Source organism: Sulfuriflexus sp. (assembly GCF_032250955.1).
Lineage (GTDB): Bacteria > Pseudomonadota > Gammaproteobacteria > AKS1 > AKS1 > Sulfuriflexus.
The window spans coordinates 1-16,965 of sequence record NZ_JAVVES010000025.1; the positions used below are offsets into that span (position 1 = coordinate 1).

The 16,965-nt window shown below is 51.4% G+C and carries 12 protein-coding genes; 7 read left to right on the forward strand and 5 right to left on the reverse strand.

What is annotated here, in order from left to right; all coding sequences use genetic code 11:
* Positions 1-26 precede the first annotated feature (26 nt).
* The 7 genes from RQ738_RS06370 (at position 27) to RQ738_RS06400 (ending at position 13,036) form a co-directional block, all read left to right on the forward strand.
* Positions 27-6,092 carry an Ig-like domain-containing protein gene (locus tag RQ738_RS06370; RefSeq protein ID WP_314162909.1) on the forward strand — a complete coding sequence of 2,022 codons (6,066 nt, stop codon included), beginning with the start codon at positions 27-29 and terminating at the stop codon, positions 6,090-6,092.
* A 280-nt stretch (positions 6,093-6,372) separates the two neighbouring features.
* Complete coding sequence (locus tag RQ738_RS06375; RefSeq protein WP_314162915.1) at positions 6,373-7,776, forward strand: TolC family outer membrane protein; 1,404 nt, start codon at positions 6,373-6,375, stop codon at positions 7,774-7,776.
* A 263-nt stretch (positions 7,777-8,039) separates the two neighbouring features.
* The gene (locus RQ738_RS06380) at positions 8,040-10,073 is read left to right on the forward strand and encodes a DUF3413 domain-containing protein (protein ID WP_314162921.1); all 2,034 of its coding nucleotides are present in this window, start codon (positions 8,040-8,042) and stop codon (positions 10,071-10,073) included.
* Positions 10,073-10,942 carry a hypothetical protein gene (locus RQ738_RS06385; RefSeq protein WP_314162926.1) on the forward strand — a complete coding sequence of 290 codons (870 nt, stop codon included), beginning with the start codon at positions 10,073-10,075 and terminating at the stop codon, positions 10,940-10,942. The genes RQ738_RS06380 and RQ738_RS06385 overlap by 1 nt, the downstream gene beginning before the upstream one ends.
* A 146-nt stretch (positions 10,943-11,088) precedes the next feature.
* Positions 11,089-11,583 (forward strand): DapH/DapD/GlmU-related protein, encoded by a 495-nt coding sequence (locus RQ738_RS06390; RefSeq protein ID WP_314162927.1) that lies wholly within the window; start codon positions 11,089-11,091, stop codon positions 11,581-11,583.
* Positions 11,573-12,706 (forward strand): aminotransferase class V-fold PLP-dependent enzyme, encoded by a 1,134-nt coding sequence (locus RQ738_RS06395; protein ID WP_314162928.1) that lies wholly within the window; start codon positions 11,573-11,575, stop codon positions 12,704-12,706. Before RQ738_RS06390 ends, RQ738_RS06395 begins: the two co-directional genes overlap by 11 nt.
* Before the next feature lie 66 nt (positions 12,707-12,772).
* Entirely contained in the window at positions 12,773-13,036 is a 264-nt protein-coding gene (locus RQ738_RS06400; protein ID WP_314162929.1) for a late competence development ComFB family protein, read from the forward strand.
* A 3-nt stretch (positions 13,037-13,039) separates the two neighbouring features.
* On the opposite strand, the gene RQ738_RS06405 is transcribed toward RQ738_RS06400, so the two are convergent.
* The 5 genes from RQ738_RS06405 to mltG form a co-directional block, all read right to left on the reverse strand.
* On the reverse strand, positions 13,040-13,828 hold the full coding sequence (locus RQ738_RS06405) for a TatD family hydrolase (RefSeq protein WP_314162930.1): 789 nt from the start codon (positions 13,826-13,828) through the stop codon (positions 13,040-13,042).
* A gap of 83 nt (positions 13,829-13,911) precedes the next feature.
* The gene (locus RQ738_RS06410; protein WP_314162931.1) at positions 13,912-14,268 is read right to left on the reverse strand and encodes a PilZ domain-containing protein; all 357 of its coding nucleotides are present in this window, start codon (positions 14,266-14,268) and stop codon (positions 13,912-13,914) included.
* Between the two features lie 29 nt (positions 14,269-14,297).
* Positions 14,298-15,278, reverse strand: coding sequence for a DNA polymerase III subunit delta' (locus RQ738_RS06415; RefSeq protein WP_314162932.1), 981 nt, complete (start codon positions 15,276-15,278; stop codon positions 14,298-14,300).
* A 1-nt stretch (position 15,279) separates the two neighbouring features.
* Positions 15,280-15,906: a dTMP kinase gene (gene tmk / locus RQ738_RS06420; RefSeq protein ID WP_314162933.1), complete on the reverse strand. Its 627-nt coding sequence runs from the start codon at positions 15,904-15,906 to the stop codon at positions 15,280-15,282.
* A complete protein-coding gene (gene mltG / locus RQ738_RS06425; protein WP_314162936.1) occupies positions 15,903-16,961 on the reverse strand; it encodes an endolytic transglycosylase MltG in 1,059 nt (352 codons plus the stop codon). Before mltG ends, tmk begins: the two co-directional genes overlap by 4 nt.
* Positions 16,962-16,965 lie beyond the last annotated feature (4 nt).

Consider the following 16,965-nt stretch of genomic DNA (forward strand, 5'->3'; position numbering starts at 1 on the left):
AGACTGGTACCGACACCCCGCCGGGTGTGGAAGACACCGCCTTTGTGAGCTTAATTGGTCCGGCTAATGTCAACGAAGGTGACAGCACCACCGACTACACCGTCTCACTGGACAACACCGTCCCGGCCGGCGGCAGTGTTACCGTGAACTTCACCTACACGGGTACGGCCACTGACGGCAGTGATTACACGAGCCAGGGCAGTGTCACCATTGCCGCCGGGGCGAGCAGTACCACCTTTAACCTGGCCACCATTGATGATCTGCTCGCCGATAACGGCGAGACCATTGTGGTCACGATTGATTCTGTCGTTGATAACGCGGGTTCGTTTGAGGCTGTCGCTATTGATGGCGCAGCCGACTCGGTCACCACGACGATCGCTGATAACACCGTACCGGGTACCGAGACTGACGCCGAGACGGCATTGGTGTCTATCTCTGGACCGGCAAACGTTGTCGAAGGCGAGACCACAACCGACTACACGGTCAGTGTGGATCAACTCGCTGCCAATGTTGTCACGCCAATTACTGTCAACCTAACCTACAGCGGTGTGGCACTCGATGGCACCGACTTCACTGGCCTGGCCAGTGTTGTTATTGCTGCTGGTACGAACTCGAGCACGTTCAGTCTTGCGACGATCGATGATGCCTTGGCCGAAGGCACTGAATCGTTCACGGTGACGATTGGTACCATTACCGACACGAATTTCGAGGCGATCGAAGCGCATGCGACGAACAACGCCGTGACCACGACGATTACCGATCAGACAGGTACGGACACACCGCCGGGTGTGGAAGACACCGCACTTATCTCGATTGCTGGTCCTTCGGATGTCGTCGAAGGCGAGACCACAACTGATTACACGGTCAGTGTCGACCAGCTGGCGGCTAATGTCACAACCCCCATCACGGTGAATTTCACTTACAGCGGTGTGGCCATTAATGGCACCGACTTTACAGGTGTTGGTTCGGCTGTGATTGCCGCCGGCACCAACAGCCAGACCTTTAGCATCGCCAGTATTGATGATGCGCTAGCCGAAGACGCGGAATCATTCACGGTGACGATAGGTGCGATTACCGACACGAACTTCGAAGCTATCGCGGCCAACCCGGCTGCCAATGCCGTCACCACGACAATAACCGACCAGGTGGGTAGTGATAATCCGCCAGGGCCTGAAGATACCGTAACGGTTAGTCTGTCTGGACCGAGCACGGTTAATGAAGGTGATATAACCAGTGATTACACCATTTCTCTGGATAATACGGTACCTGTTGGCAACTCGGTAACCATCAACTTTACTTACACAGGTACGGCGACCGATGGTACCGACTACACGGGTCAGGGCAGTGTTGTGATTACTGGTGGTAATTCATCAGCAACCTTCAGCCTGCCAACCATTGATGATGGCCTGGCTGAAGGCGATGAGACCGTCATCGTAACTATTTCCTCGGTAGTAGATACAGATGGTTCGTTTGAGTCGCTGGTCATAGATGGTGCTGCGAATAGCGTCACGACAACCATCCTCGACAATGATGCTGCACCTGTGGCCATTGATGATATGTACATTACGGACGAGGATACAGCCATCTCTGGCAATGTCATTACTGACATGACAGGTGGTGTACCAGACAGTGATGCCGATGGCGATATACTGACAGTGACCTCGGTCAATGGTGCTGCTGCTAATGTGGGTGCGGCTATTGTTTTGACCAGTGGTGCAAGCCTCACGGTCAATGCGGATGGTAGTTACAATTACGACCCAACGACATCATCTACTTATAATGGTATGCAGGTAGGTGAGTCGGCGAACGAAACCATCACGTATACGATTTCTGATGGTAATGGAAACTTTGATACGGCCACGGTCTCGTTCACTGTTAATGGTCTTAATGATCCGCCAGTTGCCGTTGATGACCATTACAGCAATCCTGTGCTTTCGGCAGCGTTGTCAGCGCTCGAAGATACAACGTTGACGATCGATCCTGCGACATTGCTGGCAAATGACTTTGATATTGATGGTGATGCGATCAATATCACATCGATCAGTTTGACTGACATGACACAGGGCACGCTCAATACAACCACTGACATCAATGGTTTTGTCACGGGTATCGAGTTTATCCCAACGCCAGATAGCAGTGGTGAAGTGGGCTTTAGCTATACGATCACCGATGGTACTGCCTCAACCTCAGCAAATGGCACGATCTCTGTCGATGCTGTAGCCGACCCGGCCACGGTAACGGGTGCGACGATTGTGACGAATGGCTTCGCCTACTCTGTTGCCGGTGACAAGGTCACCACGGAAACTGTTCTCTATCAGATTGATCTGAACACAGGTGCTATCGTGAAGATTGGTCTGCTCGACCCGGTCGGCGGTCAGAATTACGATATCGAGTCGCTTGCCTATAACGACCAGGACGGTTTCCTGTACGGCTTTGCCAATACCGGTGGTGCGCGCGTGATTGTCCAGATCGACCCAATGACGGGGCTCGGTACAGAGATCCAGTCCTTCGATACAACGGCAAATATGGGTTCTACTTTCGCGAATGGTTATATCTATACGTTCACGAAGGATGGTGGTAATAGCGAACTGTTCCTTGTCGATATCAACGACCTGAACGGTGATGGTAATACCGAGGCAGTATCCCTGGGTACAACCAGCGGCGGTGCCGTGTTAAATAGCCTTGCCTACAACACAGAAAACGATACATTCTACGCCATTGCAAATGTCGGATCAGTTAATCAGGTTTATATCGTGAGCAATATCAGCGAAGATACATCGATATCACCAGTGCTGACTGAGTTCCTAGACTCTACGGGTGACCCGGTTACACTGTCGTCTGCCACGGCCTCGCTGGCCTATGGTCAGAATGGCCTGCTCTGGACAACAGACCGGGTGACGGGTGAAGTCTTCTCGATTGACCCGGTTACTGGTGAGGTTCGTATCGAAACATCACTCAATGTCAGTGATGTGACCGCTGATGGTTTCGAAAATCTCGTGATCTTGCCGGATGGTGGTAGCAGAGTAGCAGCAGGTGACCAGTTCTCGGTCAGTCTCAACGCGACGTTTGGTGATTACACCGATGGTTCTGAATCACACTTTATACTGCTTGAGGTGCAGCCTGGCTTCACGCTGGTAAATAGTTCAGTAACAACACTCGCAGCAGGCAACCAGTTCGGTGTGCCAGCAGGTGATTACTTCGTGTTTGATGCGGATACGGTGATTGACACAGCCACGGGTGAGGCAATGGTTAATGTCTTCCTCCAGGCTCCGGCTGATGACGATCCACTCGCACCAAGCCTGGATAATTATGACCTGCCATTTTACGGTGTATCGATAGAAGATCCTGTTGACCTGACAACGGGGGGCAGTGCAGGAAACAACCTCGCAGTTGTCGCGGATACAGTTGCTGTACAGGTATTCAGTGGTTCACCGATTAATGTTGGCACTGCAAGTTCGAATGTGTCTGAAGAAGGGCTTGTTGACGGTGTCATTGATACGGCAGGGGTGCTCGGTGACCCTGATCCCACCACGGATACCACAGATGCAACAGTGGCCACAGGCACTGTATCTATTGTTGATCCAGACGGTGACACGATTACTTCAGTTGTACTTACCGCACCAGCTGATGGAGCCTTCACGTCGGGTGGATTTGCCGTGAACTGGACAGGTTCTGGTACCTCGATGTTGACGGCAACGGCCAACGGAACAACCGTTGCGACATTGTCGATTGACCTTGCCGGCGACTATACCTTTAACCTGTTAGCACCGTTTGATCACGTAGACGATGCTAATCAGGAAGGGCTGCTTGGTTTGAACTTTGGTATCAGTGCAACATCGGCAGGAATAACAACCACAGCATCTTCAGCGATTGTAATTAACATTGAAGATGACTCGCCGGTAACGGGTCCAGTAATGGATACCTTTAATACACTAGACTCCAACGTATCTATCATACTCGACGTATCCGGAAGCATGAGTAATTCATCCGGGATCGACGTCGACGGCGACGGCTCTAACGATTCCCGGCTTGAGGCTGCGATTGACTCGATCAGACAACTACTGGATCAGTATGAAGCTCTTGGGGTTGTCAAGGTTCAGCTGGTTACGTTTTCAAGCGGTGCCACGACACATAACACTGATGGCAACGTCTGGATGACGATCACCGAGGCTAATGCTGTGCTTGATACGTTGTCGGCGAATGGTTGGACAGACTATGAAACTGCGTTAAACGAAATGCAGAGTACATATGCGGGTAATTCAGCTACGGATGTTAGAATTGATGGGGCACAGAATGTGTCGTACTTCCTTTCGGATGGTGTTCCCGAAGAGAATGGTAACCCCAGCCCGGAAATTGACCCTGCTACGGAGAGCGCCTGGATAGACTTCCTGGCGGCTGAGGAGATCAATTCTTATGCACTTGGCATAGGCACCGGCATAACATCAGCTGATGAACTTGATCCGGTCGCCTATGACGGTCAGGGGCTTCGGGATACGGACGGTGTACTTGTTACTGATTTTGCCGACCTTGATGCTGTTCTGTCCGGCACCATTATCGATACCACGGCGACAGGCTTCTTAAGTGGATCATTAGTAGAAGGCATTGTCTTCGGTGCTGATGATGGTTACCTGGAATCATTGAGCACTAATGCGGGTTCTACCTATACCTACAATAATGCAACAAATACTCTTACATCTTCTGATCAAGGTGGCGATAGCTCTACATTCGATGCGGCTACTAGCACGGTCACTATCACAGATAATGATGATGGTGTTTTATCAGTTAACTTTTCAACAGGAGCCTATACCTTTGTTGCGCCATTAAATGTAGAAGCCGGTGATGGCGGCACGATCTTTAATTATGTTCTTGTTGATAACGATGGCGACAGGGTTTCTGAATCAGCCACATTCACCGTTGAAACGACGAATGTCATTGTCGACTCTGGCAGCATTACGGGCACAACAGGTGCAGACTTGGTCATTGGCAGGACCTCACCGGGGGCACCACTCGGCACAGCTGTTGTAAACGGTACTGTTGCACCGGGGAATACGTTTATCCCGCAATCACCTGGCCAGCTCGCCTTTAATTACTTGAGTGGCGTTGCAGGGGTAACTGTAGCAAGTATTACTATTAATCTCCGGGCGGGTTCTGATGGTAATGCGGTATTTGACATGGATGGCCTATCTGGTGGCGGTGGCCCAGCCCTGGTGACTACGACAGGTCTTAATGCTACTGATATTACTTTCAGCCCGGATGTTAATGGTAATAACAGTTCAACACTGACGGTCAGCTTTGCAGATGGCAGTTTTGGTGTTGGTAGCGGCTTTACCTTCAATGTCGACACCGACAGCCTGAATGCTGGTGGTACGATTACAGGAGACGATGGTGCTGCTTATTCAGATAGCGGTGTAACCTTCACAGTAGACTATAGTGACGGTAGCACAGAGACTGTTACATATGTTTCTGACGGCGCTGATGGCAGCACAGCTGCAACGTCGACGGCGATCACTGATGTTATTGGTGTCGTCGTTGATGGTGGTGACGGAGATGACATCATCCTGGGTACGGTTGCTGATGATACCCTGGATGGTGGAACGGGGGATGACCGACTTGAAGGTAAGGAGGGTGACGACATCCTTAGCGGTGGAAGCGGTAACAATATCCTGACAGGTGGTTTAGGCAATGACATCATCGTTGATGACTCGGCTTCGCATAGCAAGATTGTGTTTAACTTCGCCGATGTGGGTTCAGGGGTAGATACAGTATATGGCTTCGATAATATCACTGGTGGCCTCAGCGCGGGTACAGAGGGGGATGCGCTCGATATCTCTGATATTCTGACAAGTGCTGGTTATAGCGGAGCAGGTGATGCTAGTGATATCGCAACGCTCAGCCAGTACATTGATGTCAGTCATGATGCCGGGACTGGTGATGTTACCATCGGTATCGACACGTCGGGCACTGGTACAACATACTCGTCGATTGCCATTCTGCACAATGAGACCGCAATGGGCAGCTCAGCATCAACCGGTATCGATAATACCGTGACTTTGCAGCAGTTACTGGATAATGGAGTGCTGATTACTATTTAGTGGCGGATTATGCGACGGGCTTGGTTACAGTTCTGTAAGTGGGTATAATACTCAAAATTAGCCTCGGTCCCACTGGGCTGGGGCTAATTTTATATTTTATTACTGGCTGGGGTGCCGGTAATACCTGGGTGGGGGATAACACCCGTAAACATGCCAAAACGCAGGCAAATAACTGGCTTTAGGTCCAATCTTGTCTGCATGGATGGCAATAGGCTATTGATTAGTCTGCTAAAATTGCCTGCCTCTTCAATTACAAGAATAGGTAAGGAGATTGGGTTTTATGGATATGGCCAGTATAAAAACAATGAACTTGACTAATTTAGTCACCTATAAATACATTTTACCTTTGCTGCTTATTCCCGGCTTATTTGTAGGCTCTGGACAAGCGGCTATAGCGGCCGATCTTGCCTCGGTGGATGCCGTAGATGGTGTAACGCTTAATGAAGTAGTCAAAAAGACCATTCTTTTAAACCCTGATATCTTGATACAGGTTAATGAGCACAAGTCACGTAAGGAAGAGGTTGACCGTGCCAAATCCGGTTACTATCCAACACTGGACCTGAATGCAGGAATAGGCACCGAACGAAGCAATAATTCATCAACGCGTGCACAAGGTAGTGAATCAGTAACCCTCACGCGTAAAGAAGCGTCTATCAATGCCAGGCAAATGCTGTTTGATGGCTTCGCTACGGAAAGTGAAGTGGAAAGGCAGCAAGCTCGTGTTTCTTCAACCGCCTATACCTTACACGGCACTGCCGAAAACACAGCGCTTGATACCACTGATGCCTATTTAAATTTACTGCGTAATGATGAACTACTCAAACTGGCCGAGCAGAATCTGCAGGCTCATCAACGCACCTATGATCAAATCAAGGTTCGCAGCGATGCAGGAGTAGGGCGCAGGGCAGATCTCGAACAAATCAGCGGCCGCCTGGCGCTGGCAAATTCCAATGTAATTGCCGCACAAAGCCATTACGATGATGCATTAACTACCTATATACGAATTGTCGGTGACTCGCCAGCACAACAACTCGTTAAACCTGGGAAGCCAGCAGCAGCATTGCTGCCTGTTACTCGTGAAGAAGCTATTAACAAAGCCGTTGAGAAGCATCCAACCTTGAAGTCCGCGCGTGCCGATGTAGAGGCCTCAATAGCTCAACGAAAGGCTGCCGGTAACACATTCTTTCCTCACTTCCACCTGGAATTGTCACAAAGCGCGAATAATAATCTGGATGGACAGTTAGGCACTAATGATGACGCTCAGGCAATGATCCGCATGCGTTATAACATATTTAATGGTGGTGGTGATGCAGCACGTAAGCGCCAGACTGCACATTTGATTAACGAAGCTAAAGAAGTTCGTAATCGCACTTATCGTCAGGTAGTCGAAACCATGCGCTTGTCCTGGAATGCATACCAGACTACACAACAACAGTTGGGTTACTTGAGAAATCACGTAGACGCAACAACTCGTACACGCGATGCTTATCAAAAGCAATTCAATATTGGTCAGCGCACCTTGCTCGATTTGCTTAATGCAGAAAATGAATTATTTCAGGCCAGACAATCTTATGTAGATGCCGACTACGATAATCTTTTTGCAGCATTTCGGATATTGAATGCTAACGGTGAGTTACTCAAATATCTTGATGTCGCACTACCAGAAAAAACATCGCTGAATTAACTATAAGCGCTATTTTCCGGTTGTGGGCCAGGTTGCTGGCCGTCCTGCTGCCTCCTGACACATTTATGGGCCTCGCGTTGTAATCGCCATGAAGAATAAAATAGATACATGGCAGAGCCAGCGGATAAAGTACCGGGAAAGCGTATTCGTGGACCTGCAGGCTAGCCGGATTTAGCCGGTTTCGGCTGTTCTCCTCCGTTCCCGTATCCTGTTCAGTACAGGCCGCATGCCGTGGCCAATGATATTGCTTATCCATCTTAATATTGCCTTCAGGTAGACGCGCTAAAATAGCTCCGCAAATGGATGGAGACGTTGCCGATAGTGCGCGGACTCCTATCTATTCCTTATTTTCTTTTTGCAATAATTACAATAAATTAGATCAAATTCAGGCTCGTAAAGACATGCTCCCAGGAACCCTCTCCAGGCTCGTTAGTCACTATTTCTTTGTCACGTATTTCGTCGTGCTGGCAGTGCTTTCCGCAAATCTGCAGAGTATCGATATTCTTGATTTGCGTAGTGGGTTATTCGCCATAACGGTGTTTTTGACCTACGGGTTTATTTATTTACTGCCGGCGCTGCTTCTGAGCAAACTCGGCGTGCAGCTTTATAAATGGATGCCGGGCAGGGCAGGCTTGCTGCGGAAAGTGGTCTATGCTGTTGCCGTCCTCATGACGAGCGTGACGCTGGTGATGCTGTACGCAGACTTCTCTATTTATAAAATATTCGGATTCCACCTGAACGGATTTGTCTGGAATCTTGTTACAACCCCCGGCGGTATTGACTCGATGGGGGGAAGTGATTCGTCAGCCATCAGCTACGGTGTGATTGTTCTTGGTTTCTTTGTGCTTCAATCTGCCTTGTTATGGCTAATATTACGTTTACATGCGAAGAAGCCTGCCAGCAACCAAGCACAACGAATAAAAATATACCGCTATATCCTGGCGATATTCATTCTTGCCACGCTAGGTGAACGAGTCACCTATGGAGTAAGTTCGATCCAGGGGCATGGCCCGGTTCTGGCTGCCTCAAATGCCTTTCCATTTTATCTGCCGATGACATTCAGATCATGGGCAAAAAAACTCGGCGTCGATGTCAAACGCAGTCAGCTGAAGAAGCTGCAGGTCAAGGCTTCGCGACTGGCCTACCCACAGGTGCCACTTGAGGTAGAAAAAAGGGACAAACCCCTGAACATTATCTGGCTGGTCGCAGAATCGTTGCGTGCCGATATGCTGACACCGGAGATAATGCCCGCCACCTGGGCGTTTGCAGAGAAATCGCACCGTTTTACCAACCATTACAGTGGTTCGAACATGACCCGCATGGGCATGTTTTCCATGTTTTACGGCTTGCATGGCGCATACTGGTTTTCTTTTCTTGAGGCGCAGCGTAGTCCGGTATTCATGGATATCATTCAGCAGCAGGATTACCAGTACGAAATGTACACAAGTGCCGTATTCACTTACCCTGAGTTCGACAAGACAATCTTTTCAAAAATAGCCACCAAGCATCTTCACGAGGCACCGGCAAAAACTGGCTGGCAAAGTGACCAGGTGAATGTCGGTAAACTTATCGACTTTATTGATGCCCGTGATTCGGCGCGTCCCTTTATGACCTTCATGTTTTTTGAGTCGCCGCACTCACGGTATTATTTTCCTGAAGAAAGCATTATCCGCACCGACTACATTAATGATTTCAATTACGCGACCTCCATCAATGCCGAAAAAATGCCCCTTATCAAGAACCGCTATATCAATTCCGTCCATCACCTTGATAGCCAGATCGCCCGCGTGCTTGATTATGTGGAAAGGGAAAAACTTGCCGAGAATACCCTGATTCTTATCACCGGTGATCATGGTGAAGAGTTCATGGAAAAAGGGCGCTGGGGACACGGTTCCCAGTTTTCTGAAGAACAAATCAGGGTGCCACTGGTTCTATGGGTGCCTGGCACAGGGTCTGGCGTCATCAACAAGATGACCAGCCATGTGGACATTCCGGCAACACTGTTGCCGCATCTTGGCGTCACCAACCCGCCTGCCGATTTCTCTCTGGGGAATAATTTATTCGGTGATGTCAGTCGTGAATTTTCTGTTGTCTCTGACTGGAATAATATTGGCTATATCGGCCAGGCTTACAAGGCTGTAGTGCCGCTGAAATCGGCCGGCTTTATCAGGAACGCCGTAACAACACACGACGACCTTCCTGTTACGGATGCGGAGAATTTCTTTGTTGATAAACAGGATACGCTAGTCTCCATCATGCACGATCTGGCAGCCTTTACCCGTCACGGCAGTAATTGATGCTGGCAACTGCCTTTTTCCCTCGTTACCGTGCCAGGTTCAGGAACCTGTTGCTGGGTACAGTCATCATTGTTGCCTTGCTGACCGCCGCTACATTTTACTATGTGACGATGCCGGTCTCCGTGGATGCCGCCTGGCAGTACACCGAGATCGCCAGTGACCTGCCGAATATCTCTGCTGTACAAACCGATGCCAAGGGCCATATTTACGCGCTGCTTGAAGAAAAGACAGGGCAGGGTGAGCTGCGTTTGTTGCATGATGGCATTCATACACAAGTGCTCGGGGGCCTCGATAAGCCCGATGGCATGATTGTCGATGGTGATGACCTTATTATTTCCGAGGAGGCTGGCAAAGGCCGCCTGATTCGCTTTACCCCTTCCAATCAGCAGGTTGTCAACCTGGCCATACTTCAGTCAGCCGAAGGCATTGCTATGGAAAGTGACGGGGATTTACTGGTCGTTGAAGATCGCAACCCCGGCAGTCTGCTAAGCGTAAGCAAGAGCGGTTCGGTAACTACTCTCCTGGCGGGCTTGAACAAGGCTGAGGGTGTCTGCACCAGTATTTCGGGGCGTATCTATATTGCGGAGAAGGCAACCGGGCGTATTCTGCTCCTGGACAATGGCAAGAAAAGCATATTAATTAACGGCCTGCACAAGCCCGGGGTGGTTATTTGTGGCCTGGCTGACGAACTCTGGATAACCGAGGACAAAACCAATTCCGGTCGCCTGATGCATTACAGCAATAATCGCCTGACGACAATTGCCCGCCATCTGCATAACCCGCAGGGTATTTCCTTTGATGCCGGAGGCAGGCTCTTGCTGGCTGAGCAGGGTCGCGGGCGAATCCTCGCATTTACCCGCAAGAACTAAATCAATATCAGAAGGGGTAAATGACTGCTTAATGATATTAAATAGACAACTTAACATAATATACATTATGCGAAGTATGGTATGGGCAGAGGAAAACCTGTGTATACTTCTCTAACACGCTCATAACAACATTCTTAAAGCACGCCATGTTAATCAAGATAATCTATAAGATGCTATTTTTACTAGAGAATATGCGAATCAGTCACGTGCGTAAAATGATGCATGTGGGTGAGAATGTTGCTATTAAGCATGGATTTAAAGCATCCCGCCCGCGCAAGATTACAATCGGAGACGGCGTCAGTATTCACGTAAATTGTGTTATGCAGGCTCAGGCGCCTATAAAGATCGGTTCCGGGACTCTCATCGCGGCTAATTGCACCATCGTGACAGCAAATCACACTATTACTGTATCTGGTGACAATAATGCTATTGGTGGCACTGAGAGCAAACCCGTTACAATTGGCAAAAATTGCTGGCTTGGGGCAAATGTTACTATATTACCCGGTGTGACCCTGGCTGATGGTGCCATTATTGGCGCTGGTAGCGTAGTCACGAAAGATATGCCTGCAAATATGATTTGCCTGGGATCTCCTGCAAGACCGATAAAGCCGCGGCCAATAGTGCCAGAAAATGAATTGTAAATTCGACAAGGAATTCCCGCTTGATGATAGTCTGGTTTATTTGAACCATGCGGCTGTTGGCCCCTGGCCGCAGCGTACTGCAGATGCCATCAAGCAGTTCACGGCTGAAAACCTGCATCATGGTGCCCGATATTACCCCCGGTGGCTGGAAACCGAGGCTGGCTTACGGACACAGCTTGTCAGCTTGCTGAATGCTACCTCTGTCGATGATATCGCCCTGGTGAAAAACACCTCTGAAGCGCTCTCCATGGTTGCCCACGGCCTTGACTGGCAAGTTGGCGATAATGTCGTCTTTCCGGCTATCGAATTCCCGTCTAATCGTATCGTCTGGGAGTCACTGACGCGCTACGGGGTGGAAATCCGCAAAATTGACATCGACCCGGAAAACAGCCCTGAAGAAGCTATTATCGCTGCAATTGACGACAATACGCGTATTTTATCGGTAAGTTCGGTGCAGTACGGCACTGGCTTGAGCCTGGATCTGGCGCAATTGGGCAAGGCCTGCAAGCGGCATAATACCCTCTTTTGCATCGATGCCATCCAGAGCCTCGGGGCCTTGTCGATGGATGTTGAGACGCTCCAGGCCGACTTTGTCATGGCCGATGGCCACAAGTGGCTACTCGCCCCCGAGGGTCTGGGGGTGTTTTACAGTCGAGAAAGCGCGCGTAAGCAACTGAAAAACCATGAATTTGGCTGGCACATGGTTGAAGATATGTTTGCCTTTGATAGCCAGGACTGGCAGGAGGCCGCTTCTGCGCGACGTTTTGAGTGCGGCAGCCCGAATATGCTTGGCGTCCATGCCTTGCACGCCAGCTTGTCCCTGTTGCTTGAAATCGGCATTGACGAGGTCGCCGCGCGCGTCCTGGACAATACTGCATACCTGATCGGGCAACTGAAACAGATCCCGGATATGCGAAACATTACCCCCGAGCTACCCGGAAGGCACGCCGGGATCGTCACATTTTATCCTCCAACAGCCGATATCAACGCCCTGCACGGCCAATTAATGGCCAAAGGCGTGATCTGTGCCCTGCGGGGTGGTGGCATTCGCTTTTCGCCGCACTTTTATACCTCGCACCACAATCTCGATAAGGCCGTCTCCATCCTTAAGGCCCTCCTCTAACAGCCTGTCAAAAACGGTTTAGCTAATAGCGTCTGCTGCCGATAAACCTGCATGGAGGAATACGCTATGAGTTTCGAAGCCATTACCAATTATTACGAGAAACCGGTTTTTGAACGGCTAACGGCGGAAGTGGGCGACGTCTACCGTGACGACCCTGACACGCTCACCGATATTGCCTGTGTGGCCCTGAACAGTCTGCCGCCCCGCTACATTCGTCACCAGGTCGATATGGCCTTTTATATATCTTCAGCGGAACGTGTGCATATGGAGAGGGCGATTGAGGAGGCGGTTCAGGATGCCATTGAGTTTGTGCGCCTGCGCAAAGACTAAAGCCTAGGTTTTGGCAGCATTGAACAGGGTAAAGAAATTCTCCGTACTGGCGCGGGCGATATTCTCAAAACTGTCGCCACGTAGTGTCGCAATATACTCCGCAACATACTTAACATAGGCTGGCTGATTGGTCTTGCCGCGGTAAGGTACCGGTGCCAGCCAGGGTGAATCGGTCTCGACCAGCATGCGCTCAAGGGGCGTGCGCCGCGCTACATCCTGCAGGGTTGTGGCGCTCTTGAAGGTCACGATGCCGGAGAAGGAAATATAAAAGCCCAGCGCCATGGCCTGTTCCGCCATCTCCCAGTCTTCGGCAAAACAATGCATGACGCCGCCGATCTCTTCGGCATGTTCTTCACGCATAAGCCTTATGGTGTCGTCACGCGCCTCGCGGCTGTGGATGATAAGCGGTTTGCCGGATTGCTTTGCTGCTGCTATATGCCTGCGAAAACGCTCCCGCTGCCACTCGAGGTCACCTTCACTGCGGAAATAATCCAGGCCGGTTTCACCGATAGCTACCACTTTATCATCGGCGGCCAACTCCACTAATTCTTCAACACTCGGGTCTCGGCCTTCCGTTTCATTCGGATGTACACCGACGGAAACAAATACATTCGGCATGTCTTTAACCGTTTCGCGCATGGCCGGGTACTGTTCAAGGTTCACTGAGACACATAACATATGCCCCACCCCGTTTGCCTCTGCCATCGCCACGGCCTGCTTCGGATCACCACCCAGCTTCTCATAATCCATGAGATCGATATGGCAATGTGAGTCAACGAGTACGGCGGTCATGTCTTTGCTTCCTGTCATGAAAAAACAAGGCGTGTACCGGGGTCACCGGGCACGCCTTGAGTAAAACGGATTAGGTCTAATGATTACATCGTGTGCGTCGCACGATCCGATTGCAGGGCACCGGCAAGATAAGTTTCGATCTTGTTGCGCGCCGCGCCATTATCCAGGTCACTGAATTGCACACCGACCCCGGCAGCACGTGCACCCTGTGCGCCCTTCGGCGTGATCCAGACGATCTTGCCGGCCACCGGAATCTTCTCGGTTTCTTCCATGAGGGTCAGCAGCATGAACACCTCGTCGCCGAGCGCATAGCTTTTGTTGGTGGGGATAAACAAGCCACCGTTTTTGATGAATGGCATGTAGGCCGCGTAAAGCGCACTCTTGTCCTTGATGGTGAGTGAGAGTATGCCCTGGCGTCCTGGCATTTTGGGTGCTGCCATGTATTCCTACCTGTTCGTTAATGTCGCTTTCAACGTCGCGGCAAGGCCGACCAACGCACGAGTAATTCCTCAAACAGCAGTTGCGAGTTAACCTGGCTGGTTGCCAGCAACCGCCTGGCTTCATTCAGTTGCTCAAGAAACCGGTGTAACGTACTTAATTCTAGTTCTTTTGCCAGCGCTTGCAAACGGTCTCGCAGGCCGAGATAGTCCAGGTGCGGCGGCGCGTCGGTACTGGCCAGACGAATCATATCGGTGACCCAGCCACTAAACCAGTGCAAGGTTCGCAATCCATCCTGCTTGTGCCACTGGCTGGCGACCTGTAACGGGTCTTGCCAGCGGCCCAGGAGGGCCTCGATACTGGCAAAATTCTCGTCAAAAACTGCTAACAGGTCAGAATCGGCCAGTTCCAGCGCCATTACCGGGGCACCGGCGGCGATTTCCAGCAGGCGCTCCCCATCCCGTCCGGCCAGTTGCGTCGTTAGCCACGCCAATGCCTCGGCTCGCGGTGGGCACTCGAAGTGGAGCACCTGGCAGCGGCTACGGATAGTCGGTAAAAGCCGTTGCGGATTCGCAGTGACGAGCAATAACACGGTATTGGCGCTCGGCTCTTCGAGGGTCTTCAGCAGGCTGTTGGCCGCGGCATGGTTCATCTGTTCGACCGGTTGCAGGGTCACCACCTTGGAGCCGCCATAATGGGCATGCAGCGAGGTAAAATCGGCCAGGCTGCGGATCTGGTCCACCTTGATCGCCTTGCCCGCCTCTTCCGGTGCGATCGTGGTCCAGTCCGGGTGGCTACCGGCGGTGACCAGTTCGCAGGCCTTGCAATGCCCGCAGGCACTGCCGTCATCACCCGGGGTTGAACACAGCAGGCTCTCGGCAAAGGCCGTTGCAAAGCGGAGCTTGCCGGTACCGGCCGGTCCACTCAGCAACAAGGCATGCGGCAGACGGCCGGCATGGCGACGTTGTTGCAGTTGTTGCCACATGTGGGCTTGCCAGGGTAGATAACTCATTTCACTTATTCTGTAAATCAGTTTGCAGAGCGGAACGTATCTGTGACTGTACCGCATCCAGTGGCTGGCTGGCATCAATAATGCGATAACGTTGTGGTTCGGTCCGGGCGCGTTGCAGATACATGTCACGGACCCGTTCAAAAAATTCGTGTTGTTCTTTTTCAAACCGGTCCGGCGCGCTCCGCTTGCCGGCCCGCGCCAGGCCGATGGCCACGGGCACATCGAGCAGCAAGGTCAGATCGGGACGTAACTCGCCCTGCACCCAGTTTTCCAGCACCGCGATATGGGCGATATCAATCCCGCGCCCGCCGCCCTGGTAGGCATAAGTCGCATCGGTGAAGCGATCGCAGAGTACATCCTTGCCCGCCTCGAGGGCCGGTCTAATCACCTTGTCGAGGTGCTCGGCACGGGCGGCAAACATAAGCAACAGCTCGGTATCATCACTCATGCCATCATGCTTGTGGCCGAGTAACAGCTCACGGATATCTTCGCCTATCGGGGTGCCGCCGGGCTCGCGTGTCAACACGACTTCGTGACTGGCCTGTTCGAGAAGCGAATGAATAAAACCAATATTGGTCGTTTTGCCGACGCCTTCCGTGCCTTCAATGGTGATAAAACGACCGTTCATGGTTTGGCCTTGTTATGTTTGTCCGGGTTGGATGAAAACTTGCGGCGATTGCCATTTAACTGGTACTTGATGACGGCTGCATTATGTTCTTCCAGCGTTGCGGAAAACACGTGTTTGCCGCCGCCCGTGGCGACAAAGTACAGGCTGTCGCCGGCGGCCGGATGCAGGGCAGCGTGTATGGCAGCGAGGCCTGGCATGGCGATGGGCGTCGGCGGCAGGCCGTTTCGTGTGTATGTATTATAAGACGTGTCCGTGCGCAGGTCCTTACGACGAATGTTGCCATCATAGGCCTCGCCCATACCATAGATGACCGTGGGGTCAGTTTGCAGGCGCATGCCTTTTTGCAGACGGCGCACAAATACGCCGGCGATCTCCTGCCTTTCTTCCGGCACACCGGTTTCCTTCTCGATAATCGAGGCCATGATCAAGGCCTCATAGGAATTGTTATACGGCAATCCCTTTTCACGTTGCTGCCATTGTTCATCGAGTTGCCTGCGCATGCTTGCATAGGCGCGTTGCAACAGGGCCTTGTCTGTCGTACCGCGCACGAAGTGGTATGTGTCGGGGAAAAACCAGCCTTCGGCATGCGCCTGTTCCAGTTCGAGCGCCGGCATAAGTTGCCGGGCATCAATACCCGCCAGTGTCTGAGTAAGGTTGGCATTTTGCTTCAAGGCCATCAGTACCTGCTGAACACTCCAGCCTTCAACGAGTGTGAAACTGTATTGCACGACCTTGCCGGCCACCAGCATGTCGAGAAACTCGGCCGGAAGCGTGCCGGGCGCAATATGATATTCACCAGCCTGGATCTTGCCAGCCTTGCCCTGCAGGCGCGCGCGCCATTCAAGTAAATGGGGCTTGTTGATAACACCTTTTTCGGCCAGGGAACGGGTGATGACTTTAAACGGCGTTCCGGGAAGAATGTCGATACGTTGGCCCTGTGCCGGGACATTGAGCGGCACCTCTTGATAGACATCGTATTCCCATAACTGCCAGCCAAGCAAAAAGCTGACGATAATGATCGAAAAACCGAGAAACTTTCGCAGAAGAGATCGCACCTGA

Coding starts and splice junctions, on each gene's coding strand:
- RQ738_RS06375 (WP_314162915.1), top strand. CDS start 6,373: ATGGATATGGCCAGTATAAAAACAATGAACTTGACTAATTTAGTCACC.
- RQ738_RS06385 (WP_314162926.1), top strand. CDS start 10,073: ATGCTGGCAACTGCCTTTTTCCCTCGTTACCGTGCCAGGTTCAGGAAC.
- RQ738_RS06390 (WP_314162927.1), top strand. CDS start 11,089: ATGTTAATCAAGATAATCTATAAGATGCTATTTTTACTAGAGAATATG.
- RQ738_RS06395 (WP_314162928.1), top strand. CDS start 11,573: ATGAATTGTAAATTCGACAAGGAATTCCCGCTTGATGATAGTCTGGTT.
- RQ738_RS06400 (WP_314162929.1), top strand. CDS start 12,773: ATGAGTTTCGAAGCCATTACCAATTATTACGAGAAACCGGTTTTTGAA.
- RQ738_RS06405 (WP_314162930.1), bottom strand. CDS start 13,828: ATGACCGCCGTACTCGTTGACTCACATTGCCATATCGATCTCATGGAT.
- RQ738_RS06410 (WP_314162931.1), bottom strand. CDS start 14,268: ATGGCAGCACCCAAAATGCCAGGACGCCAGGGCATACTCTCACTCACC.
- RQ738_RS06415 (WP_314162932.1), bottom strand. CDS start 15,278: ATGAGTTATCTACCCTGGCAAGCCCACATGTGGCAACAACTGCAACAA.
- tmk (WP_314162933.1), bottom strand. CDS start 15,906: ATGAACGGTCGTTTTATCACCATTGAAGGCACGGAAGGCGTCGGCAAA.